The sequence below is a fragment of the Streptomyces sp. NPDC085460 genome (assembly GCF_044541975.1).
Classification (GTDB): domain Bacteria; phylum Actinomycetota; class Actinomycetes; order Streptomycetales; family Streptomycetaceae; genus Streptomyces.
The window spans coordinates 159635-182326 of record NZ_JBITTO010000013.1 but is presented as its reverse complement, the minus strand read 5'-3'; the positions used below and the strand labels follow the sequence as shown (position 1 = coordinate 182326).

Annotated in this window: 16 protein-coding genes; 15 read left to right on the top strand and 1 reads right to left on the bottom strand. The window is 73.1% G+C overall.

All coding sequences use genetic code 11. The features are described from left to right. The first annotated feature begins 405 nt into the window (after positions 1 to 405). Together ACIGHB_RS29550 and ACIGHB_RS29545 are read left to right on the top strand one after the other, a co-directional pair. Entirely contained in the window at positions 406 to 1365 is a 960-nt protein-coding gene (locus ACIGHB_RS29550) for an endonuclease/exonuclease/phosphatase family protein (RefSeq protein WP_399917195.1), read from the top strand. 78 nt (positions 1366 to 1443) lie between these two features. Then, positions 1444 to 2367 (top strand): hypothetical protein, encoded by a 924-nt coding sequence (locus tag ACIGHB_RS29545; protein WP_399917193.1) that lies wholly within the window; start codon positions 1444 to 1446, stop codon positions 2365 to 2367. Positions 2368 to 2586: 219 nt separating this feature from the next. Here ACIGHB_RS29545 and ACIGHB_RS29540 read toward each other — a convergent pair whose 3' ends face one another. After that, positions 2587 to 4968: a hypothetical protein gene (locus ACIGHB_RS29540; RefSeq protein WP_399917191.1), complete on the bottom strand. Its 2382-nt coding sequence runs from the start codon at positions 4966 to 4968 to the stop codon at positions 2587 to 2589. A 220-nt stretch (positions 4969 to 5188) separates the two neighbouring features. Between ACIGHB_RS29540 and ACIGHB_RS29535 the strand changes: the two genes are divergently transcribed. From ACIGHB_RS29535 to ACIGHB_RS29475, 13 genes are all read left to right on the top strand, one after another. Next, a complete protein-coding gene (locus ACIGHB_RS29535) occupies positions 5189 to 6532 on the top strand; it encodes an ABC transporter substrate-binding protein (protein ID WP_399917189.1) in 1344 nt (447 codons plus the stop codon). A gap of 5 nt (positions 6533 to 6537) precedes the next feature. Continuing rightward, on the top strand, positions 6538 to 7464 hold the full coding sequence (locus ACIGHB_RS29530) for a carbohydrate ABC transporter permease (protein WP_399917187.1): 927 nt from the start codon (positions 6538 to 6540) through the stop codon (positions 7462 to 7464). Continuing rightward, a complete protein-coding gene (locus ACIGHB_RS29525) occupies positions 7461 to 8336 on the top strand; it encodes a carbohydrate ABC transporter permease (RefSeq protein WP_360320704.1) in 876 nt (291 codons plus the stop codon). Before ACIGHB_RS29530 ends, ACIGHB_RS29525 begins: the two co-directional genes overlap by 4 nt. Next, positions 8333 to 10099: a glycoside hydrolase family 36 protein gene (locus ACIGHB_RS29520; RefSeq protein ID WP_399917184.1), complete on the top strand. Its 1767-nt coding sequence runs from the start codon at positions 8333 to 8335 to the stop codon at positions 10097 to 10099. The genes ACIGHB_RS29525 and ACIGHB_RS29520 overlap by 4 nt, the downstream gene beginning before the upstream one ends. Positions 10100 to 10122: 23 nt before the next feature. Continuing rightward, positions 10123 to 11121, top strand: coding sequence for a LacI family DNA-binding transcriptional regulator (locus ACIGHB_RS29515; RefSeq protein ID WP_399917182.1), 999 nt, complete (start codon positions 10123 to 10125; stop codon positions 11119 to 11121). 161 nt (positions 11122 to 11282) lie between these two features. Next, positions 11283 to 14018 (top strand): SpoIIE family protein phosphatase, encoded by a 2736-nt coding sequence (locus ACIGHB_RS29510; RefSeq protein ID WP_399917180.1) that lies wholly within the window; start codon positions 11283 to 11285, stop codon positions 14016 to 14018. A gap of 214 nt (positions 14019 to 14232) precedes the next feature. Beyond that, the gene (locus ACIGHB_RS29505; protein ID WP_399917178.1) at positions 14233 to 15738 is read left to right on the top strand and encodes an alkaline phosphatase family protein; all 1506 of its coding nucleotides are present in this window, start codon (positions 14233 to 14235) and stop codon (positions 15736 to 15738) included. 177 nt (positions 15739 to 15915) lie between these two features. Next, entirely contained in the window at positions 15916 to 16326 is a 411-nt protein-coding gene (locus tag ACIGHB_RS29500) for a Fur family transcriptional regulator (protein ID WP_399917176.1), read from the top strand. Between the two features lie 150 nt (positions 16327 to 16476). Continuing rightward, a complete protein-coding gene (locus tag ACIGHB_RS29495) occupies positions 16477 to 17187 on the top strand; it encodes a YoaK family protein (RefSeq protein WP_399917173.1) in 711 nt (236 codons plus the stop codon). Positions 17188 to 17338: 151 nt separating this feature from the next. Continuing rightward, positions 17339 to 18076, top strand: coding sequence for a dienelactone hydrolase family protein (locus ACIGHB_RS29490; RefSeq protein WP_399917171.1), 738 nt, complete (start codon positions 17339 to 17341; stop codon positions 18074 to 18076). 96 nt (positions 18077 to 18172) lie between these two features. Then, positions 18173 to 18736 (top strand): FcoT family thioesterase, encoded by a 564-nt coding sequence (locus tag ACIGHB_RS29485; RefSeq protein ID WP_399917225.1) that lies wholly within the window; start codon positions 18173 to 18175, stop codon positions 18734 to 18736. Between the two features lie 180 nt (positions 18737 to 18916). Continuing rightward, entirely contained in the window at positions 18917 to 20047 is a 1131-nt protein-coding gene (locus tag ACIGHB_RS29480) for a substrate-binding domain-containing protein (protein ID WP_399917169.1), read from the top strand. Between the two features lie 203 nt (positions 20048 to 20250). Beyond that, positions 20251 to 22674, top strand: a complete 2424-nt coding sequence (locus tag ACIGHB_RS29475) for a polysaccharide lyase 8 family protein (protein ID WP_399917167.1) — start codon at positions 20251 to 20253, stop codon at positions 22672 to 22674. Positions 22675 to 22692: the final 18 nt, after the last annotated feature.

Below are 22692 nucleotides of genomic sequence, written 5' to 3'. Positions count from 1 at the left end.
GACACCACCCCCGACCCGTCCACGCCGGCACCCGCCCGCCCTGCGGCCGATCCGGAACCCGCCTGCCCTGCGGCCGGCCCCGCGCCGGAAGCCGTCGGCCCTCCGGCCGGCCCCGCGCCGGAAGCCGCCTGTCCTCCGGCCGGCCCCGAGCCGGGACCTGCCTGTCCTCCGGTCGGCCCCGCGCCGGGACCCGCCGGTGCTCCGGCCGGCCTCGCGCCGGAAGCCGCCTGTCCTCCGGTCGGCCCCGCGCCGGGACCCGCCGGTGCTCCGGCCGGCCTCGCGCCGCAAGCCGCCCGCCCTCCGGCCGGACCCGCGGCGCGACCCGCCTGTTCTCCGGTCCGCCCCGTCCCCGCCGCGCCCGGCACGGACGAGGGGCGCCGCCCGCGCGGGGCGGGACGCCAACGCGTGCCCGTCCCGGCCGGCTCCGTGCTCGCCGTCCTCTCGGCGCTCTTCGCTCTGGTGCTGGTCGGTCACAGCCGGCTTCCCGCCCTCCCCGGACACCTCACCAGCCTCGCCGAGACCCTGCTGCCCTGGTCGGCCCTCGGGATCCCCCTGTTCGCGGCCCTGGCGCTGCTGCGCCGGTCGCGGACGGCGACGGCGGCGCTGGTCCTGCCGGTGGCCGCCTGGCTGACCGTCTTCGGCGGCACCCTCGGCGACAGGTCGTCCGCCGGCGGGGACCTCACCCTGGTCAGCCACAACGTCAGCCAGGACAACCCCGACCCGCGGGCCACCGCCCGGACGCTCATCGCGTCCGGCGCGGACGTCGTCGCGCTCCAGGAGCTCAGCCCGGAGACCGCGCCCGCCTACGAAGCCGCCCTGGCCGACGCGTACCCGTACCACTTCCAGCAGGGGACGGTCGGCCTCTGGAGCACCCTTCCGCTGCGCGACGCCCGCGCCGTCCCGATCATGCCGTGGACCCGCGCCATGCGCGCCACCGTCGACACCGCCCACGGCCCGCTCGCGGTCCACGTCGTCCATCTGCCGTCCGTCCGGGTCGGTCCCTCCGGCTTCACCGCGGGCGCCCGTGACGACGTCATCACCGTCGTGGAGGGTGTCCTCCGGGCCGAACGCGTCCCGCGTGTCGTCCTCATGGGGGACTTCAACGGCTCCACCGACGACCGCGCCTTCCGTCCCCTCACCAGCCGCATGACCTCGGCCCAGTCCTCGGCCGGTGCGGGCTTCGGCTTCACGTGGCCCGCGGGCTTCCCCGTCGTCCGGATCGACCAGATCCTCGTCGCCGGCGTGCGGGCCACCGGGGCCTGGACCCTGCCGGCGACACCCAGCGACCACCTTCCGGTCGCGGCCCGTGTCAGCCTCGGTCCCGGCGAGCAGGACCGCGCCGACGGGACCCGGGGCGCGGGCTGACCCCCGCGATTCCGTCCGGCGGGACCCGGGTTCGCACCGCCGCGTACCGGCAGGCGGGCCGCCTGGCACGATGACGCCATGGTCATCGGCAAGTCCCCCTCCCTTCCTGGTCCCCCGAGCGCGACTGGTCCCGCGGACGCCGCCGCCCGAGCGCGCTCCCTCCACGCCCGTCCCGACGCGTACCTGGGCCTGCCCGCCGTGCTCGTCGCCCCGTACGCGCCGGAGTCTGGGCGCGCGGCCCGGCGGGAGGCGCTGCGGCCCGTGTACGCGGCGGTCGCGGCCGAGCTCGGGGAGCCCACGCTGTACGGCGCTTCGGCCGCCGGGCCCAGCGTGCGCTGGCACACCGGTGCGCACGTGGTGCTGCTGGCCGGCGGCCCCCAGGGCGCCACACTCTCGGTGCACACGGCGTCGGACCTGTACGGACGCGAGTACTCGGCAGTGGAGGGTTCGATCGGCTGGCGGGCGGAGGATCCGCACGGCTTCGACACGCTGCCCTATCTGTGGCTGCTGCACCGTGGACCGGAGCGCGGCTGGCCGGCCTTCCGCTGGGACGGCCACCACACGGCGGCGTCCTGGGAGCACCTGGAGTCCGCGCTCGCACTGCTCCTGGACTCGTGGATGGAGCAGTTGCCGGTGCAGGTGCCGGGCGAGTGGGCGTCCTTCGTCGTGGGGTGCGCGCGGGACTGGCCGCGGCACCTGCGGGTGGGGTGCGGCCAGGACGGCGGTCAGCTCTCGTTGATGGTGGACCACCGGACCCCGGCGGAGGAGCCGGGCTTCGAGGACTCCATGCGGGAGCGGGGCTGGCAGGTGCGCGAGCGCGGGTGGTGGCGGGCCGAGTTCGCGGACGAGGACCCCGAGGCCGCGCGGTCGGCGGCCCGGCTGCTGGTCGCCGACGTCCGCGCTCGCGGCTCGGTGCGCCCGGACGAGCTGGTCGCCTGGGAACTGACCGTCAACGACCGAGGCCGGCTCTGGCTGCCGGGCATCGGCATGCCGGTGAACTGAACCCGCGCGGTCTCGCCGAACTCCTCTTCACGGGACCGGAGTTCGACCGCGTACCCGTGAAACCGTCCGCCCGCCCGTCCGCCCGTCCGCCGTCTGCCCGTCCGCCCATCCGCCCCTCCCCCCGGCAGCCGCCTCGCCCTGCCGCAGCTCGCCCCGCACGAGGTCCCGCCGCGCGGTAACCCTCCGCACGGCGGGACCTCGCAGGCGCCACGTGCGGGATCAGGAGACGGTGACGGTGGCCGTCCGGCCGGGGGCCACGGAGACCGTCGTGTAGGTGTACGGCTTGCCGTTGACCGTCTTCGTCCTGGCCTTCCGCGGCACGCCGTCCACCTTGATCGTGGCGTGCTTGCCGGGGAAGCGGGCCTCCCAGCGGTAGGTGGCGGAGCCGCTGGTGTGGGTGAGCTTCGATGCGGTCGCGCCGTCGTGGCGGAGCGTGAAGGTGCTGCCGCCGATCCGGATGTCCTCGACCTGGAGCCAGTCCATGCCCGAGGGCAGCCGGGAGCCGGTGGCCAGGGCCTTGGCGGGGGCGTCGGGCCGGACGCCCATCAGGCCCTCGACCGTCTGGCCGAGCAGGGTGTACGACACCTCGGGGTAGTCGCCGTTGGGGCCCTGCCGGGAGACCGGGTGCTGGACGTCGCGCTGGTCGTAGACGTACTTCATCCACTTCCAGGCGGTGTCGTTGCGGTCGTAGGCGAAGAAGGTGTCCGGCAGGTAGGAGATCGCCTCGATGTTGGACGGCTTCCCGCTGCCGCTCGCCTGCTGGTCGATGAAGTCGAGGTACGCCTCGGCGCGGTCGCCGGGCTCGATGAGCTGCTTCATCGCCATGAACCAGCTGTTCTCCAGGCCCCAGCCGGTGAGGGCGTCGCCCTCCCGGGTGTAGCCGCGGATCATGGAGGCGCCGCTGCCCTCGCCGCTCCAGGTGTCGTTGAAGTGGGCCTTGAGGTCGTCGGCCTTGCGCTTGAACCGGTGGGCGAGTGCGGTCTCGCCCTTGCTCGCGGCGAGCGCGGCCATGGCCCGGAACGCCTGGTACTGGCTGCCGAGGGCGTCACCGGCCTCGATCAGGTGGTGCTCACCCGTCTCGTTGTAGCTGACGGCGCCGGAGAAGATGCCGTCGCCGGTGCCCTCGGCGATGCCGTTGGTCTTCCTCGTGTCGTGCAGCTCGATGAACTCCTTGGTGGTGTGCTTGTAGTAGTCCCAGAGGGCCGGGTCGTCGATGTAGGCGCTGTCGCCGCTCCACCGGTACGCCTCGTTGGCCTTCTGCACCAGTTCGAAGGCGGCCGGGACCTCCCGGACGAAGAAGGTCGGGCTGTGGTAGTCGATCTTCAGATAGGTCCGGTTGTCGAAGTTGAGGGCCCAGACCGGGAAGTACTTGTGCTCGGCGGTGGCCGACTCTGCGTAGGCGCGGAGCATCGACTTGTTCTCGGCGTGCAGGCCGATCACCGAGGCGCCGGCCATCTGGTGGGCCAGGTCGCGGGTGTAGGAGGCGCTGCGGTGGGCGTAGCCGGCCCAGTAGGAGGGGGCGTAGACGCCGACGCCGGTGCCGGAGCGGCGGCCCTCGTCGACGTTGACCGGTCCCACGACGCCCGGCAGCTGCACCCAGCTGTTGGCCTTGCGCTTGGCCCAGTCGAACATCGCCACGATCTGCGGGTCGGACGAGGTCACCACCGGATCCACGGGCGCGCCGGGGGAGACCATCAGGTCGTCGACGTTGATCCAGCCGTCGCCGGACTCGAAGGCCAGCTCCAGGGTGTCGCCCTCGTTCAGGGAGACGCGGCTGAGGGTGTACCGGGCGTAGGAGGAGCGGCTGGGCAGGTCGATGGAGCGGGTGGTGGTGCCGTTGACGCGGGCGGTGAAGGTGCCGCCGGTGCCGCCGGTGGCGATCCAGGCGGAGAAGTCGTAGAGGCCGGTGCCGGTGGCGGTGAGGGTCTGGGAGATCTTCTTGCCGGGGCCGCCGTCGAGGTAGGCGAGCCGGGTGCCGCCGTGCGGGATGTTGGTGGCGACGCCGGTGCCGGGGGTGAAGTTCCAGCCCGTGGTGCCCTGTTCGAAGCCGGGGTTGATCACGTCGACGGGCGGCGGGACGGAGACGGTGGCCGTGACGTCGTCCGCGTTCACCCAGCCGGTGCCGGACTCGAAGGCGATCTCCACGGTGTCGCCGTTCCTCAGTGACACGTGGGGGAGCGTGTACTGCGCGTAGGAGGAGCGGCTGGGCAGGTCGATGGAGCGGGTGGTGGCGCCGTTGACGCGGACGGTGAAGGTGCCGCCGGTGCCGCCGGTGGCGATCCAGGCGGAGAAGTCGTAGAGGCCGGTGCCGGTGGCGGTGAGGGTCTGGGAGATCTTCTTGCCGGGGCCGCCGTCGAGGTAGGCGAGCCGGGTGCCGCCGTGCGGGGCGTTGGTGGCGACGCCGGTGCCCGAGGTGAACGTCCAGCCCGTCGTGCCCTGTTCGAAGCCGCCGTTCGTCACCGTGACGGCGGTGCTCCCGGAGGCGCTCGCGGAGGCGTTCCCGGAGGCGTTCGCGGGGCCGGCGGCGACGAGCGGCGTGAGCGGGGCGAGGACCGCGAGCGAGGTCAGCAGGGCGAGACGCAGGGGTGGGGACGGCTGCATGCGGGAGGGCTCCTGTCCGGAGGTGTCTGGTGCGGTGGCCGGACGCTAACAGCCCCCTTCGGCAGCTTTCAATACAGCTGCATCATCCTTCTGTTGATTCGCGCAGCAAGTTTTCCATGAACTCTTGCAAGTCGACTTGGCTGATTGCTAGCGTCCCTCCGCGTCGGCCCGGTGACCGCCGGGACGCCGATCCGCGAGCGAAGGTGGAAGTGCCATGGAGATGAGTCGCCGCAGAGTCCTCAAGGCGGGTGGGGCCGTCGCCGCGGGCGTCGGACTGGGCGGGCTCACCGCCTGCTCGGGGACGGGTGCCTCGGCGGGCGGCGCCGGCTCGGCCGGTGACCCGAGGAAGGGCGACATCACGGTCTGGAGCTGGGCCGGCCCGGCCGCCGAACTGCGCGCCCTCGTCCCCGCGTTCAACAAGAAGTTCCCGGACGTCAAGGTCACCGTCCAGGACATCGGCAACCCGGCCATCTGGGACAAGATCACCACCGCGATGGCGGCCGGCGGCGCCGGCCTCGCGGACGTGCTCCACATAGGCGTCGACTACCTGCCCGGCTACGTCGAGAAGTTCCCCGGCCAACTCGCCGACCTCGGCCCCCTCGGCGCGACCGCCCACAAGGACGCCTTCGCCGCCGGCCTCTGGGCGACCGTCTGCCCCGACGGCAAGAAGGTCGACGCCCTCCCCTGGGAGGCCAATTCGGGCGGTTTCTACTACCGCGCCGACCTCTTCGAGAAGGCGGGCGTCGACGTCGCCGCCATCGGCACCTGGGACGACGCCATCGAGGCCGGCAAGAAGATCAAGGCCAAGACCGGCCACACCCTGCTCGGCATCGACAAGCCGGCCTCCCAGGCGGACTCGGCGAACCTCTTCCAGATGCTGCTCCAGCTCCAGGGCACGATGTTCTTCGACTCCGACGGACGGATCACGCTCGCCACACCCGAGGCCGTCCGGGCGATGACGATCATCAAGGACCTGAACGACGCCGGTCTCGTCGCCGACATCTCCGGCGGCTGGAACGCCCTCATCGGCTCCATCAAGAAGGGCACCTCCGCGGTCCTGCCCTGGCCCACCTGGTTCGGCGGCATCATCGAGGAGACCGTCCCCGACCAGGCCGGCAAGTGGGGCGTCCGGCTGCCGCCGTCCGTGCGTCCGGGCGGCACCCGGTCCGCCACCGTGAACTCCACCCACCTCGCCGTCGCGGGCACCAGCAAGCACCAGGCCGCCGCCTGGAGCTTCGTCGAGTTCGCTCTCACCCGCCCCGAGTCGCAGGTCGCCATCTACAAGGCCAAGGGCATCGCGCCCGCCCTCCTCAAGGCGTACGACGACCCGGTCTTCCACCAGCCGTCGGCGTTCTTCAGCGGCCAGAAGAAGGGCGAGATCTTCCTCGACGCCCTCCGCGCCCCGCAGCCGGCCTTCCACTACACCGGCGACTACGCCCGCGCCCTCAAGGCCGTCACCGACGCCCAGACCAAGGTCCTGCTCAAGGGCGCCGACCCGGCCACCGTGCTCGCCGCCGCCGCCGACCAGCTCGCCAAGCAGACGGGCCGCAAGGTCGTCCGGTGACAGCCGTGAGCACCCCGTCGCGCACCCCGCGCGCCGCCACCCCCCGACCGGCGCGGAGCACCCGTCCGCCGCGCCTGTCGGGCCGGCGCCTCGCCCCGTACCTCTTCGTGCTGCCCGCGCTCGTCCTCTTCGCGGTGTTCAAGCTCTATCCCATCGGCTGGTCGTTCGTCCTCAGCCTCTTCAAGACCGTGGGCGGCGTCGACACCTTCGTCGGCGGCGAGAACTACAGCCGGCTCCTCCAGGACCCCCTGTTCTGGACCGCGCTGGAGAACACCGCCGTCATCCTGGTCGTCCAGGTCCCCGTCATGCTCGCCCTGGCCACGGGACTCGCGGTGGCGTTCAACTCGACGCTGCTGAAGGGACGGACGGTCTTCCGCCTCGGGTTCTTCCTCCCCATGGTCACCGGTCTCGTCGCCTACGGCATCGTCTTCTCGGTCCTCCTCAACGAGGAGTACGGCCTCGCCAACTGGGTCCTCTCCCTCGTCGGCGTCGACAACGTCCCGTGGCTGACCGACCCCCTCTGGGCCAAGGTCTCCCTGGGCCTCGCCCTCACCTGGCACTACACCGGCTACAACGCGGTGATCCTGCTCGCCCGGCTCCAGACCATCCCCCGCGAGCTGTACGACGCGGCCTCGGTCGACGGCGCCGGCGCCTGGGGCGCCTTCCGCCACGTCACCCTGCCGGGACTCCGCCCCGCGATCCTGCTCACCACGGTGCTCTCCACCATCGGCACCCTGCAGATCTTCGACGAGCCGTACGTCCTGACCCGCGGCGGACCGGACAACGCCACCCTCACCATCGGCGTGTACCTGTACCAGAACGCCTTCGTCTACTTCGACTTCGGCTACGCCTCGGCCATCGCCTACGCCCTCGCCGTCCTCATCGGCATCCTCGGACTGATCCAGTTCCGCGTCCTGGGAGACAAGAAATGACCACTTCCGCGACGCGTCCCCTCCGGACGCGGAACCGCGACACGCGTCCGCCCACCCGGGCCGGCCGGTCGATCCTGCTGACCTCCGGCCTCGCCATCACCCTCGCCGCGGTGCTCGTCCCCTTCTACTGGCTCATCGTCGCCAGTACGCACAGCTCGGGCGACATCTTCGGCACGCCGCCGCCCCTCCTGCCCGGAGACCACCTCGACGACAACCTCGCCTCCCTCCAGAACACGGTCTCCTTCGGGCAGGTCCTCCTCAACTCCCTCTTCATCGCCATCCTCTACACGCTGTGCGCGGGAGCCGTCTGCACCCTGGCCGGGTACGCCTTCGCCACGTACCGCTTCCGCGGCAGCGACGCCCTCTTCGGCGTGATCATGCTCGGCCTGGTCATCCCCGCGCAGGTCACCCTGGTGCCCCTGTTCAAGCTCATGGCCGACCTGGAATGGCTCAACACCTACCAGGCCGTCATCCTGCCCAACCTCGCCCTGCCCTTCGGCATCTTCCTGATGCGCCAGTCCATGGGCGCCCTGCCCCACGAACTCCTCGACTCGGGCCGCATGGACGGATGCGGAGAGCTGCGGCTCTTCCTCAAGGTGGTCCTGCCGCCGATGAAGCCGGCCCTCGCGGCCCTGGGCATCTTCCTCTTCCTCTTCCAGTGGAACGACTTCGTCTGGCCGCTGATCGTCCTGCGCGACAACGCGTCGTTCACCCTCCCCGTGGCCCTCGCCTCGCTCCAGGGCGTCGACGACACCGACTACGGCGCCATCCTCACCGGCACGGCCGTCGCGGCGATCCCCATGGCCCTCGTCTTCCTCGCCCTGCAACGCCACTTCGTCTCCGGCCTGCTCGCCGGAGCCGTGAAGGGATGAACCGAAACGTGACGCTCCACACCCACGAGGCGGTCACCACCGCCGAACTCGCCCCCGCCCCGTACCGGCCCCTCCTCGACACCGTCGAGATCGCCGTCCTGGCGGGGGAGAGGGAGCCCCGGTGGCACGTCTCCGACCTCCCCGACGGCCTGCGCGTGCTGCACGTCGACGGCGACGGCGAGCCGGTGGAGATCCGGCTCTCCCTTCCCCTCGGGGACGCCGCCGGATACTGGCACCCCAAGGCCGGCTGGCAGCGGACCGTCGTCGCCGACTGGGAGGGCCGCGCCACCGTCAGCCTCGTCGACGGCACCGCCGCCGGCTGCCTCTACGACTACCAGGGCGCCACCCTGCTCACCTTCGGCGCCGCCGACCCCGTCCCCGAGGTCTCCCTCCTCTGGGGTGTCTCCGAGGAGAACGACACCTACGTCGTCCACCTCCACCTCCCCGCCTCCGCCGGACCCCAGCGCCTCCTCTTCGTGCCCCGCAGGCCGTCCGTCGCCACGGCGCTCGGCGACCTGCGCCGCTGGTACGAGGCGGCGATGCCGTCCATGCCGGTCCCCGAGGCGGCGCGCCTCCCGCTCTACTGCACCTGGTACGCCTTCAACCAGCGGATCGAGGCCCCCACCGTCGAGAAGCAGGCCGTCCTCGCCGCCGACATCGGCTTCGGCGCGATGATCCTCGACGACGGCTGGCAGCGGTACGGCAGCGGACGCGGCTACGCGGGCGTGGGCGACTGGATCCCGGACGAGGCGAAGTTCCCCGACTTCACGGGCCACGTGGCACGGGTGCGGGAGACCGGGCTGAGCTACCTCGCCTGGGTCGCGCCCCTGCTCCTCGGCCCCCGGGCCGACTGCTACCGCCGGTGGGCCCCGTACGCCCCCCGTGCCTCCCGCGTCCCCGGCGCGTACGTGCTCGACCCGCGCCGGCCCGAGGTCCGCGCCCACCTCGTCGACACCTGCGTCCGCCTCGTCCGCGACCACGGCCTCGACGGCCTCAAGGTGGACTTCCTCAACGAGGCGATGGTCTACGCCGGCGACGGCCGCGGCGACGTCGGTGAGGCCCTGACCCTGCTCCTCGCCGAACTCCGCGCCGCCCTGGAGGCGGTCCGCCCCGGCCTGCTCCTGGAACTGCGCCAGCCGTACGTGGGCCCCGGCATGGTCGCGTACGGCAACATGCTGCGCTCCTTCGACTGCCCGGCCGACTCCGTCGCCAACCGGGTCCGCACCCTCGACACCCGCATGCTCGCCGTCGGCGGCGCCGTCCACTCCGACCCGCTCCTCTGGGACACCGACGCACCCGTCGAGTCCGCCGCGCGCCAGCTCATCGGCACGCTCCACTCGGTGCCGCAGGTCTCCGTCCGGCTCGACACCCTGCCCGAGGACCACGTCGCGGCCCTGCGCTTCTGGCTCGCCACCTGGCGTCTCCTCAGGCCCCAGCTGCTCGACGGCACCGTCGAGCCCGGCCGGCCGGACGACCTCTACACCCTGGTGAGCTCGGAGCGGGACGGCGTGAACGTCACGACCGTCCACACCGCCCGCCCGGTGCCGCTGCGCCCGGCGTCCGTCTCCCGCACCGTGCTGGTCAACGGCACGAGCGAGGACCGGCTCGTCGTCGAGGTCGTCGACTCCGGAGCCACCGTGGAGATCGAGGTGCGCGGACCGGACGGCCGTATGATCGAGCATCACCGCACCGAGCTCACCACCGGCCTGCACCAGCTGCCGGTGCCGCGCATGGGGCTGGGGTCGATCAGGAACACCGCGTGAGGCGCGAGTCGGAGGGAAGCCCAATGAAGGTCGGCATCGTCGAGGTCGCGGCCCGTGCCGGAGTCAGCGAGGCCACCGTCAGCCGCGTGATCAACCGGCGCCAGGGCGTGGCCAAGAAGACGCGTGACGCGGTCGAGACCGCCATGGCGGAACTGGGCTACGAGCGTCCGGTGCAGGGACAGCTCGTCGCCCTCGTCACCGAGCACGTGTCCAACCCGTTCTTCGCGGACGTGGCCGAGCGGATCGAGGCGGCCCTCGCCCCGCACGGCCTGAAGGCGGTGCTCTGCCCGGCGTTCCCCGGCGGGGTGCAGGAACCCGAGTACATCAGCGCGATCGTCGACAAGGGGATCGCGGCCGTCGTCTTCCTCTCCTCGTCGAACACCGTCGAGGGCGCGGACACCGAGACGTACGAGCTCCTCCGCGCCCGCCGCATCCCCTACGTCGGGGTGAACGGCGTCTTCGCCGACGGCGTGGAGGTCCCCGTGTACTCCACCGACGACCGGCTCGCCGCCGAACTGGCCGTGGACCACCTGTACCGGCTCGGCCACCGGGCCATCGGCATGGCCTCGGGCCCCACCGGAAACCACCCCGCCGACCGGCGCGTCCAGGGCTTCCTCGACGCGATGGCGAAGCGCGGCGTCGAGGACGCTGCGCGCCTTGTCATCCGCCAGTCGTACACCGTCGAGGGCGGACAGGCCGCCGCCCAGACGCTCCTGGGCCTCGGCGCCACGGCGATCGTCGCGGCGAGCGACTACATGGCCCTCGGCGCCATCCGGGGGATCCGGCGCCAGGGGCGCGCGGTCCCGGAGGACGTGTCGGTCGTCGGCTACGACGGATCCATGATCACGGAGTTCGTGGACCCGCCGCTTACCACCGTGCGCCAGCCGGCCGACCGGCTCGCCCTCGAAGTGGGGCGCAGCGTCCTGGCCCTGGTCAGCAACCGGGCGGTGCCGGTCGGCGAGCTCCTCTTCGACCCCGAGCTGATCATCCGCTCCACCACGGCCCCCGCCCCGCGGGCGTGAGCGACCGGCCCCCGCCGGACCCGGTCCGGCGGCGGGCCCGCGCTCCGGTCGTCCGCCCTCCGGCGGACGACCGTTATGCGCGCCTCTGACCAGGTCCGCCGGGAGGTCGGTACGGTGCCCGGGTACGCCCGGAACCGGGTCCCTGCCGGAGGTGCGGAAACGTGCGGTCGACCCCTCGCCAAGTGGCCTCCGGACTGCGGCGCCGCCTGACGCCCGCGAGCGTCGCCGGGCAGGTGCTGCTCCTGCAGGTGCTGCTCGTGACGGTCCTCGTGCTGGGCGCCACCGCCGCGGACTTCCTCCAGGCCCGGCGCGACGCCACCCAGGACGCGTACGACCGCTCGCTCTCCGTCGCCGAGACCTTCGCGCACGCCCCGGGCACCCGCGCCGCCATGGAGTCGCGCGATCCCTCCGCGCTCCTCCAGCCGAGCGCCGAGGCGACCCGCCGGGCGGCCGGGGTCACCTACGTCGTGGCCTTCGCCCCCGACGGCATCCGGTGGAGCCATCCCGATCCGAGCCTGATCGGCGGGCACGTGGCCGGGGAGTTCGCGCCCGCCCTGGGCGGCGAGCCGTTCCAGGAGACCTTCGACAGCCTCGTGTTCGGCCGGGCCGTCGACACCACGGTCGCCGTCCTCGACGACCGCGGCGACCCCGTGGGCCTCGTCTCCGTCGGCATCACGGTCCGCAAGGTCGAGGGAGCGGTGATGCGCCAACTGCCCCTGCTCCTCGGGGCGGCGGCGATCGCCCTGGCCCTGTCCGTCGCCGGAACGACCCTGGTCACGCGGCGGCTCCGGCACCAGACGCACGGCCTGGGCCCCGCCGAGATGACCCGGATGTACGAGCACCACGACGCCGTCCTCCACGCGGTGCGCGAGGGCGTCGTCATCCTCGGCGACGACGGCCGGCTCGTCCTCGTCAACGACGAGGCCCGCAAGCTCCTCGCGCTGCCACCCGACGCCGGGGGCGACGTGCGGGAACTGGGGCTGCCGGCGGACCTCGCCGCCCTGCTCACCTCGGGAGCCGTCACCGACGACGACGTACGGCTCATCGGGGACCGGCTCGTCTCCGTCAACCAGCGCCCCATCGCGACGGCCGGCTCGTCCGGCAGCGTCGCCACCCTGCGCGACACCACCGAACTGCGGGCCGTCTCCGCCCGCGCCGACGCGGCCCGCGGCCGGCTCAGCCTCCTCTACGACGCGGGCGTGCACATCGGCACCACCCTCGACGTGACCCGCACCGCGGAGGAACTCGCGGCGGTGGCCGTCCCCCGCTTCGCCGACTTCGTCACCGTCGAACTGCTCGAACCCGTCCTCTCCGGCGACGAACCGGAGGACGGAGCGGGTACGCGGATGCTGCGGGTCGCCTCGGCCGGCGTCCGCGACGACCACCCCCTGCACCCGGTCGGCACGGAGCTCACCTCCATGCCCGGCAGGCCGGAGAGCGAGGGCATCGGCCTCGCGGGCGCGGCCCTCCTGCCGGACCTCGCCACCTCGGACGCCTGGCTCGCCCAGGACCCGGAGCGGGCAGGCCGGGTCGTGGCGTACGGCATCCACTCCCTGGTCTCGGTACCCCTGAGGGCCCGCGGGATCCTGCTCGGCTGCGCCGACTTCTGGCGCAAGGACAAGGAACGATTCGGCGCCGAGGACGTGGCCTTCGCGGAGGAACTGGCCACCCGCGCCGCGCTCTCCATCGACAACGCCCGCCGCTACACCCGCGAGCACGCCGTCGCGGTCTCCCTCCAGCGCAGCCTCCTGCCGCGCGCGCCCCGGCGGCGCACGGCCCTGGACCTCGCCCACCGCTACCTCCCCTCCGCCAACGGCGTCCGGGGCGACTGGTTCGACGTCATCCCGCTGTCCGGCGCCCGGGTCGCGCTCGTCGTCGGCGACGTCGTGGGGCGCGGCCTGCACGCCGTCGCGACCATGGGCCGGCTGCGTACCGCCGTACGCAACTTCTCGGCCCTGGACCTGGCGCCCGACGAACTCCTGGCCCACCTCGACGAACTCGTCGCCCGCACCGACGAGGAGACCACCGGCGGCGACGGCGACGCGGAGGAACGCCCGCTCCTCACCGGCGCCACCTGCCTGTACGCCGTCTACGACCGGGTCGGCGGCGTCTGCACGCTCGCCGCAGCGGGGCACCCGGCCCCTCTCGTCATGGCGCCGGACGGCACGGTCGCGCAGGCCGACATGCCGGTGTCGCCGCCGCTCGGGGCGGGCGGCGGCCTCCCCTTCGAGACCGCGACCCTCGCGGCCCCGGAGGGCAGCGGCCTGGTGCTCTTCACCGACGGCCTCGTCGAGGACCGCACGCGCTCCCTCGACACCGGTGTCGCCCTGCTGGCCGACGTCCTCGCGCGGGCCGGAGGCGATCCCGAGGAGGGCTGCCGCGCCGCCGTGGAACGGCTGGTGCCGCCGCTGCCCGCCGACGATGTCACGCTGCTCATCGCCCGGACCCGTCTCGTCGACCGCGACCGTGTCGCCGAATGGGACATCCCCGACGACCCGGCGGCGGTCGGCCCCCTCCGCCGGGCGGTGGCGCGGCGCCTCGCCGCGTGGGGCCTGGAGGACCTCGCGTACGGCACCGAGCTCATCGTCAGCGAACTCGTCACCAACGCGATCCGCTACGGCAAGCAGCCCGCGCGCCTCCGGCTGATCCACGAGGACGCCACCCTGACCTGCGAGGTCAGCGACGGCAGCAGCACCGCCCCGCACCTCCGCCGGGCCGCCGCGGGCGACGAGGGAGGCCGCGGCCTCTTCCTCGTGGCGCAGTTCGCCCACCGCTGGGGCACCCGCTACCTGGACCGGGGCAAGACCATCTGGACCGAACAGTCCCTCGCGACCGCCACGCCCAGGGCGGACCTGTCCGAGGACGAGCTGCTGGACCAGTGGCCGGACGACCTCTGAGACGGCCGGCCGGCCGCCGGTGCCGCCTCCGTCCCGGCGACCGAGCGTCAGCAGCAGTATCACGAAACGATAACGGGTCTGGTCCAGATGTCGCCCGCCGTTCATCGATGGGGACTTCCGTGTAAATCCGTTGATTCTCACCGGGGTTCAGGATCGTCGGTGCCCGGTCAGGACGGCCGGGCACTTCCCGCAGGTCACTCCACAAGGAGACTCCGTGCACCTGTCCCGTCCCCTGCGCGCCGCTCTCGCCGGCGCCCTCGCGGCAGCCGTCCTGCCGCTCGCCGCTTCCGCGTACGCCGCGGAAGGAGCGCCCTCCGGTGTCGCCGCGACGGCCACGTCCCCCAAATCGCTGGTGATCGGCATCGACGGCGCCACGTTCGCCACGTTCGACAAGGCGAAGATGCCGAGGGTCAAGGGCCTCATGGCGGGCGGCATGACCGCCACCAGCAACCTCTACGCCAACCCGATGGCCCCCACCTCCTCGGGTCCCGGCTGGTCCACCATCGCCACCGGCGCCTGGCCCGACAAGCACAAGGTCGTCGACAACGGATTCGGCGGCGCCCGCTACGACCTCTACCCCGACTACGCCACCCGCCTGGAGAACGCCGACCCCGCGCACGACACCCTGGTCGTCGGCACCTGGAGCCCGATCCGCGACACCGTCTTCGGGCCGGCGGTCGACACGCGCCTCGGCGGCGTCAGCGACGCCGACACCACGGCGACGGCCGTCACCAAGCTCACCACCACCGACGCGGACGCCGTCTTCGTCCACCTCGACGAGGTCGACGGCGCCGGCCACTCCCACGGCACCGGGCACCAGGCGTACCTGGACGCCCTCGCCACCGCCGACACCCAGATCGGCCGGATCCTCGACGCCGTCACCTCCCGCGCCACGTACGCCGCAGAGGACTGGCAGATCATCGTCACCGCCGACCACGGGCACACGCCCGGCGGCGGCCACGGCGGGAACAGCCCCGGTGAGCGCCAGACCTTCGTCATCGCCAAGGGCGCCGGCTTCACACCGGGCTCGGTCCGCCACGACGTCAGGATCACCGACATCGCCCCCACCGTCCTCGCCCACTTCGGCGTCGCCGCCGACCCCGCGTGGCAGCTCGACGGCAAGGCGGTCTCCACCCTCACCCCCGACGCCTTCGACGCCCTGCGCCCCGCCCTCAAGACCCGGGTCGACGAACTCGGCCTGCCCTCCACGCTGAAGGGCTGGACGACCACCGCGCCCGGCGGCTGGAGCGTCGACAACTCCGCCATGCCCACCGGTGGCGTCACCGAGTGGCGGGGCTGGTCCTTCGCCACGGACGAGTTCTGGAGCAACACGCATCTGGGCCAGGGCCGCGAGACCAGCGTCCGGATGCGTGACGTCTTCGCCGTCGCCGACTCCGACGAGTGGGACGACAAGGCGCACGGCGCCGGGCAGTTCGACTCCACCCTCGTCAGCCCGTCCTTCGCCGTGACCGGCGGCGCGCCGGCGACCGTGTCGTACGCGACGAACTACAAGGTGGACGGGCCCCAGACCGGGGACGTCCACATCTCCTTCGACGGCGGCCCCCGGCAGCTGCTGCGCTCCTACCGCGCGGACCGCAACGCCTTCGAGAAGCTCACGGTCGCCGTTCCCGCCGGCGCCACCACCGCCCGTCTGTACTTCCGCTACACGGGCACCAACAGCGCCTTCTGGGCGGTCGACCAGGTCACCGTCACCCGCTGACCCGCTGACCCGCTGACCCGCTGACCCGCTGACCCGCTGACCCCGCGATCCGGGCACCGCGCATCGGGCACCGCACGCCGCCCGGCTCGCGCGGTGCCCGACTCCTATTTGAACATGGACATGATTTTCATACGCGTATAGGCTCGGTGCCGTCACGTGTGAGAGGAGTGGTCCGAGGTGGCCGAGAGGTCAACACGGCAGCGGGCAGCGGTCGTTGCCGCCCTGACGGAGTCCATGAGGTTCGTCTCCGCTCGGCATCTGCATCGCTCGCTGTCGGAGGCCGGTACGGGCGTGGGCCGCACCACGGTCTACCGCGTGCTCCGGTACCTGGAGGCCGCGGGCCGCATCGACGTCGTGCAGGTCCAGGGCGGAGAACGTCTGTTCAGGCTGCGCGGCCGGCAAGGACACCGTCACCACCTCATCTGCCGGCTCTGCCGCGTCAGCCGACCGGTCGACGCGAGCTCGGTCGAGCGCTGGGCGGTGGAGGTGGCCGGCGAGCGGGGCTTCTCGGCGGTGGAGCACACGGTCGAGCTCGTCGGTGTCTGCGCCTCCTGTCATGCCGGTCACCCCGTGACGTCGTCCTCCTAGGCGGCACGCGGGCGGTGCCGAGCCCTCGCGCGGAAGAGCACGGTGTGGTGGTGCTCGTGTCAGCGGGCCGGGCCTGCCTGGTGCATGCTTTTTATGAAGGATGCGCTGGAAAACCGGCCCGCCCCTCTCCCCGGGCCGGGAGGTGTGCACATGTCCACGGCCGCTTCTCCCGATCCCTTGCCCCGGGCGCTCGTCGCCCTGACCGCCGTGACGGGGATCGTCGACGCGGTGGCCTTCCTGGGCCTCGGGCAGATCTTCACGGCCTTCATGACCGGCAACATCCTCTTCCTCGGCTTCGCCCTGGCCGGGGGCGAGGGTCTGGCGCCCCTCGGTTCGCTCACGGCCCTCGCCGCGTTCTTCACCGGCGCCGTCGCGGGCAGCCGGCTGGGGGCCGCATGGCAGACCAGGCCCCGGAGGTGGGTCCTCGGCTCGGCCGTCGTCGCGGCGACCCTGCTCGTCATCGGCGCACTCTGCGCCATCGGCCTGCCGTCCGCCACCGGAGGGCCGTCCCCGCGGCACTACGCGGTGATCGCCTCGACAGCGCTGGCCATGGGCGTGCGCAGCGCGACCATGTGGCGGCTCGGATCCGTCCTCAACACCACCCTCGTCACCGGCACGCTCGTCACCTTGATCCGGTATTCGTCTCTCGGCGGCGGGACGGGCGCCCCGAACCAGGGCTACCGGGTCGCGGGGCTGGTGGCTGTCCTCACCGGCGCGGCGATCGGCACGCTGCTGCTGCGCGTCGGCATCACCGCCGCCCTGCTGGTCGCGGCGGCGGGGGTGCTGGCGGCGATGGGGGGATACGCGCTCCGCCACGCACCGCGGCAGGTTCCGCCGCCCACCCCGGCAGGTGCCGAGTGACCGGACCGATGCCCCTCGGACGGCCACCCGTCGGCTCGCCGAGACGCCGACGGATGCCTCCCCGGTCGGTTTCCGGAACCCCACCCGGGGTGTTCCGCCGCCGGCGGAACACCGGCCGGACCGGCCTCGGGGAACGCTACGGTCCCGTCCCATGACAACGATTTCGACACGTACGGTCGCGTATCCGGCCGACGGCTTGACGATGATCGGGCACCTCGCGCTTCCGGCCGGTGCCGGCCGCCGACCCGCGGTGCTGCTCGGGCCGGAGGGCACCGGGCTCAGCGACGTCGAGCGCCGCCGAGCCGACGCCCTCGCCGAGCTGGGATACGTGGCGCTGGCCTTCGACCTCCACGGCGGCCGCTACCTGGACGACCCCGAGGAGATGCTGGCCCGCTGCATGCCCCTGCTCGCCGATCCCGGCCGGATGCGGGCCATCGGCCATGCGGCGCTCGACGTGCTGCGTACCGAACCGCGGACCGACCCCGACCGGATCGCCGCCGTCGGCTACGGCACCGGCGGGGCCATCGGACTGGAACTCGGACGCGACGGCGTCAGCCTGCGCGCGATCGCCACGGTCAACGCGTTGACCACGGGCCGGCCGGGCGAGGCGGCGCGCATTCGCTGCCCGGTATGGGCCGGGGTCGGGTCGGAGGACCCGATCATGCCCCCCGCGCAACGGGACGCGTTCACCGCCGAGATGCGGGCCGCGGGCGTCGACTGGCGCCTCGTGGTCTACGGCGGCGCCCTGCACGCCTTCCACCATCCGCCGGTCGACCACCCCGTGGTCCCCGGCGTCGGCTACCACCCGCGGCACGCACGGCGAGCCTGGCGCGACGTCGTCGACCTGCTCGCCGAGTGCCTGCCCGTGACGGAGGACCCGGAGGCTTGACGTCCGACGTCCTGCCCGCCCGCGCCCTCGCAACTCCCGGCACTCCGGCATGTCGCCCGGTTCCGGGTGGTCCGGGGGCACCACGATGGGCCCGTGATGATCACTGGTACGCCGGATCCTGGCACGTCGCACCCGTCCGCACCCGGCTCCGACAAGGACGACCAGCTCCTCCTCGAACGCGTGCTCGCTCCGTACAAACCGCACTGCCGCTACCTGCGGCACGCGTCGCTGGAACCGGGCGAAACCGGCGGCCGGCCGCTCACCGGCAGCGGGGAGTTCACGATCCCCGAGCCCTGCTACATCGACGACACCGGCCACTTCAACGCGGTGGAGTTCAACATCTGCTTCAACCAGCTCGCCTACTACACCCTCGCCGCGACGATCCGCGACCGGATCCGCGGACCGTTCGGCGAGTGGACGATGAACGACTACTGGGCACGGCAGCTGCCCCACATCCTGATCCTCGACATGCACAGCCGTTTCCGGCGCGCGATGCGCGGCGACGACTTCCGGGGCGAGGTCCAACTCGTCGACGCACGGCAGAGGTCGGGGCGCAGCGGACCCCTCCTCCTGATCGACACGCGGTGCCGGTTCTGGGACGCGCGCGGCGGGCGGTCCGAGGGGAAGGTACGGGTCGCGGTCACCGACCCGCCGACGTGACACCGCTCCGGCGCATCGCTCCCGCACCGGCCCCGCACCGGCCCCCACCGTTCCCGCGAAACGGGGCTCCCGCACCGGCCCCCCCACCGTTCCCGCGAAGCGGCAGCCCGTCGGTCCCCGGCAGCGACGGCGTTAGGCTGCGTCCGCGAAGGACCGACCGCGGACGAGGAGGCGCCGGCGTTGCGAGAGAGCGTGGAGCAGCGGCACGGCCGGATCCTGCGGCTCGTCCGCGAGCGGGAGAGCGTGCGCGTCAGTGAACTCGCGGCCCGCCTGGGGGTCTCCGTGGAGACCGCCCGGCGCGACGTGGCCGCGCTGGCCGCGGTCGGACGCGTACGGAGGCTGCACGGCACCGTCAGCTGGCCGACCGCGCCGCTCAACGCCCGCGACGCCCGCGTCGCCCGTCGTACCCCGGCGCGCGCCCCGGACGGACTGGTCCTGGGCATGGTCGTGCCCGTCTCCGACTACTACTTCCGGTCGGTCATCCAGGGAGCCCGCCGGGCCGCCGCCGACGCGGGGGTCCGCCTACTCGTGGGCGTCACCGACTACACCTCGGAGCGGGACCACCAACACGTCGCCACTCTCCTCGACGCCGGTGTCGACGGCCTGCTGCTCGCTCCGAGCTGGGCGCTCGAAGGTCCCGACGAGGCCGAGGCGGCGCCGTTCGCCGAGCCCCCGGTCCCCGCCGTACTCGTCGAGCGGCGGATCCCCCTCGGCGTGCCCGGCTCGCACCTGGACCGGGTGGTGTCGGACCACGCCGGCGGAGCCGCCCTCGCCGTGCGGCACCTGGCCCAGCTCGGTCACCGGCGGATCGCGCTCCTGGCCCGGCACACCCACACGAGACCCGCGGTGCGCGCGGGCTATCTGTCGGCGGTCCGCGCGCTGGGCCTTCCCGACGACGACCTGTCACCGCTCCCGTACGGGCCCGGATGGCACGTCGACGACATCGGCGGGGACCGCCTCCTCGACCTCATCGACGCCGGCGAGGTCCGCGCCGGGCTCGTCCACACCGACATCGACGCGGCGAACCTCCTGCACCGCCTGCTGGCCCACGGCGTGCGCGTCCCCGAGGACTTCGCGCTCGTCTGCCACAACGACGAGATGGCCGCGCTCGCGGACGTGCCGCTGACGTCCGTGAGCCCGGCGACGTTCGCCGTCGGCGAGGCGGCGGTCCGGCTGCTGGTCCGCCGGCTGGAGGAACCGGACGCCGCGCACTCGGCGGTCGAGTGGCTGCCGCGCCTCGTGATCCGGGACTCCTGCGGAGCCGGGCGTTCCCCCGAGGAGTACGAGCCGCCCACGCCGCGCCGGCGGTAGGCGTCAGCCCCTGCACCAGCCCCCACCGCACGTACTCCTGACTGACCGAAAACTGCCCGAGTCGCTTCCGTCCCTTGACGGGGAGAAAGCGCTTGCGGAGGCTGCCCTGCAAGCGCTGAGCAGTACGTGCCGAGCAGTACGTGTCGAGCGGTACGCGCTGAGCGCCGAGCCCCTGCCCGTCTCCCCGCAAAGGCTGGTCCGCCATGTCCCCGTCCATGCGCCGCCGCACCTTCCTCCACGTGACCGGAGGCACCGCGCTGGGCCTCGGCGTCGCCGGGGCCGCGACGACCCCGGCGACCGCCGCGGTCGAGAAGAGCGCGGTCACCGGCCCCCAGGAGTTCGCCGCCCTCCGTGCCCGATGGCGCGAACTCGTCCTCGGAACCGGCTTCAGCCCCACCGCCGAGCCGTTCAGGACCCTCCTCGCCGAACTCGGCAGGACCGCTCAGGCGCACCTGTCCACGATGACCCCCGCCGACGGATCGCTGTGGCCGGACGCGGTGTGGCGGGACCCGGAACCGGACACGGACGCCGAGTCGTACGCCTTCTCCGCCAAGATGAACGAGAGCTACAACCGGCTCGCCACCCTCGCCCAGGCGTGGGCCCAGCCCGGCACCGGCCTGACCGCCGACCCCGACGTCCTGCGGGCGGTCCTCGACGGCCTCGACCACCTGTACACCCAGGTCTACAACGAGACGACCGTCCGCTACGGCAACTGGTGGAACTGGCAGATCGGCGCCCCGCAGGCGCTGATGGACACCTGCGTCCTCGTCCACGACCACCTGCCCGCCGAGCGGATCGCCGCCTACTGCAGGGCCGTCGACCACTTCGTCCCCGACTCGGTCTTCGACGCGTACACCGGCACCTCCACCGGGGCCAACCGCGTCGACCTGTGCCGCAGCGTGATCCTGCGCTCGATCGTCGGGGAGGACAGCGGCCGGATCGCCCGCGCGGTCGCCGCCCTCGACCCCGTGTTCCCGTACGTGACCAGCGGCGACGGCTTCTACGCCGACGGCTCGTTCATCCAGCACCGCAACGTCCCCTACATCGGCGGTTACGGCTCCGTCCTCCACGACGGCGTCGGACGCCTCATGGCGCTGCTGCGCACCTCGCCCTGGCCGGTGGCCTCCCCGGACGCGCAGCTCTTCCTGGACACCGTCGACCACGCCATCGCGCCGTTCGTCCACAACGGGCTGATCATGGACAACGTGTCCTCCCGGGGCATCAGCCGCGCCGGAACCTCCGACCACACCCGGGCGCACGCGCTGCTCGCCACCATCGTGCTCATCGGCCAGGGCGCGAGCGAGGCCGAGAACACCCGCTGGCGCGCCATGGTCAAGGGCTGGATGCGGCGCGACTACCACGCCCCGCCGCTGAGCAACCCGAAGCTGAGCCTGGCGCGCGCCGCCCTGCTGCGGTCCCTGCTGGACGACACCGCGGTCGAGCCGGCGCCGGAACCGGTCGAGCACCGGCTGTTCCACCACATGGACCGGGCCACCCACCGCCGCCGGGGGTGGTGCGCCTCGGTCTCCATGGCCTCGAAGCGCATCGCCCACTACGAGTACGGCAACGGCGAGCACGCCCGCGGCTACCACACCGGCGCAGGCTGGCTCTCCTGGTGGGGTGACGACTTCGGCCTGGAGCAGTACTCGGACGCGTACTGGCCGACGGTCGACCCGTACCGCCTCCCCGGCATCACCGCCTCCCGCAAGCCGCTCGCCGACGGCGAGGGCGGCAACTGGGGCCAGCCCATGCCGGACGCGGCCTGGGTCGGCGGCACCACCGACGGGGAGTTCGGCGCCACCGGCCAGCACCTCGTCGGCCTGTCCTCCACGATGCACGCGAAGAAGTCGTGGTTCTGGCTGGATGACGCCGTCGTCTGTCTGGGCGCCGGGATCTCCTCCCGCGACGGCCACGCCGTGGAGACCACGGTGGACAACCGGGCCCTCACGTCCACGGAGAACCCCGCACTGACCGTCGACGGCCGGACGCAGCACAGCCGTCCGGGCACGGGCAGCTTCGAGAACGCCCGTTGGGCGCACATCGCCGGCCACGCCGGCTATGTCTTCCCCCGAGGACTGCGGCTCGACACGGTACGCGAGGAACGCACCGGAGCCTGGCGGGACATCAACACCGGCGGACCCGCCGACCCGCTCACCCGCCGCTACCTCACCCTCTACGCGGACCACGGCACCGACCCGACGGACGCCGGCTACGCGTACGTCCTGATGCCCGGCGCGAGCCTGCGTACGACGGCGCGGCGGGCCGCCGACAGGGGGTGGCTGCACCTCCTCGCCAACACCGGCGCGCAGCAGGGCGTCCGGGTGCCCCGCCTCGGTCTCACCGCCGTCAACTTCTGGAGCGCCGGCACCGCCGGGCGGCTCTCCGCCGACGCCCCGGCGTCCGTCCTCGTCCGCGAGCACCGGGACGGCACGGCGACCGTCGTGGTCTCCGACCCGGCCCGCCAGGCGGCCTCGCTGCGGATCACCTGGGGCAGGCGGGTCGCCTCGGTGATCTCCAAGCCGCCGACCGTGACCGCCGTGACCACCGGCCCGGCGCTCGCGCTCACCTTCACCGGCCTGGATCGGGCCGCCGGCGCCCCGCAGCGGGTCCGCGTACGCCTGGGCTGAGGGGCGGCAACCGGCGGG

Coding starts and splice junctions, on each gene's coding strand:
- ACIGHB_RS29545 (WP_399917193.1), top strand. CDS start 1,444: ATGGTCATCGGCAAGTCCCCCTCCCTTCCTGGTCCCCCGAGCGCGACT.
- ACIGHB_RS29475 (WP_399917167.1), top strand. CDS start 20,251: ATGTCCCCGTCCATGCGCCGCCGCACCTTCCTCCACGTGACCGGAGGC.
- ACIGHB_RS29520 (WP_399917184.1), top strand. CDS start 8,333: ATGAACCGAAACGTGACGCTCCACACCCACGAGGCGGTCACCACCGCC.
- ACIGHB_RS29490 (WP_399917171.1), top strand. CDS start 17,339: ATGACAACGATTTCGACACGTACGGTCGCGTATCCGGCCGACGGCTTG.
- ACIGHB_RS29525 (WP_360320704.1), top strand. CDS start 7,461: ATGACCACTTCCGCGACGCGTCCCCTCCGGACGCGGAACCGCGACACG.
- ACIGHB_RS29515 (WP_399917182.1), top strand. CDS start 10,123: ATGAAGGTCGGCATCGTCGAGGTCGCGGCCCGTGCCGGAGTCAGCGAG.
- ACIGHB_RS29540 (WP_399917191.1), bottom strand. CDS start 4,968: ATGCAGCCGTCCCCACCCCTGCGTCTCGCCCTGCTGACCTCGCTCGCG.
- ACIGHB_RS29535 (WP_399917189.1), top strand. CDS start 5,189: ATGAGTCGCCGCAGAGTCCTCAAGGCGGGTGGGGCCGTCGCCGCGGGC.
- ACIGHB_RS29485 (WP_399917225.1), top strand. CDS start 18,173: ATGATCACTGGTACGCCGGATCCTGGCACGTCGCACCCGTCCGCACCC.
- ACIGHB_RS29495 (WP_399917173.1), top strand. CDS start 16,477: ATGTCCACGGCCGCTTCTCCCGATCCCTTGCCCCGGGCGCTCGTCGCC.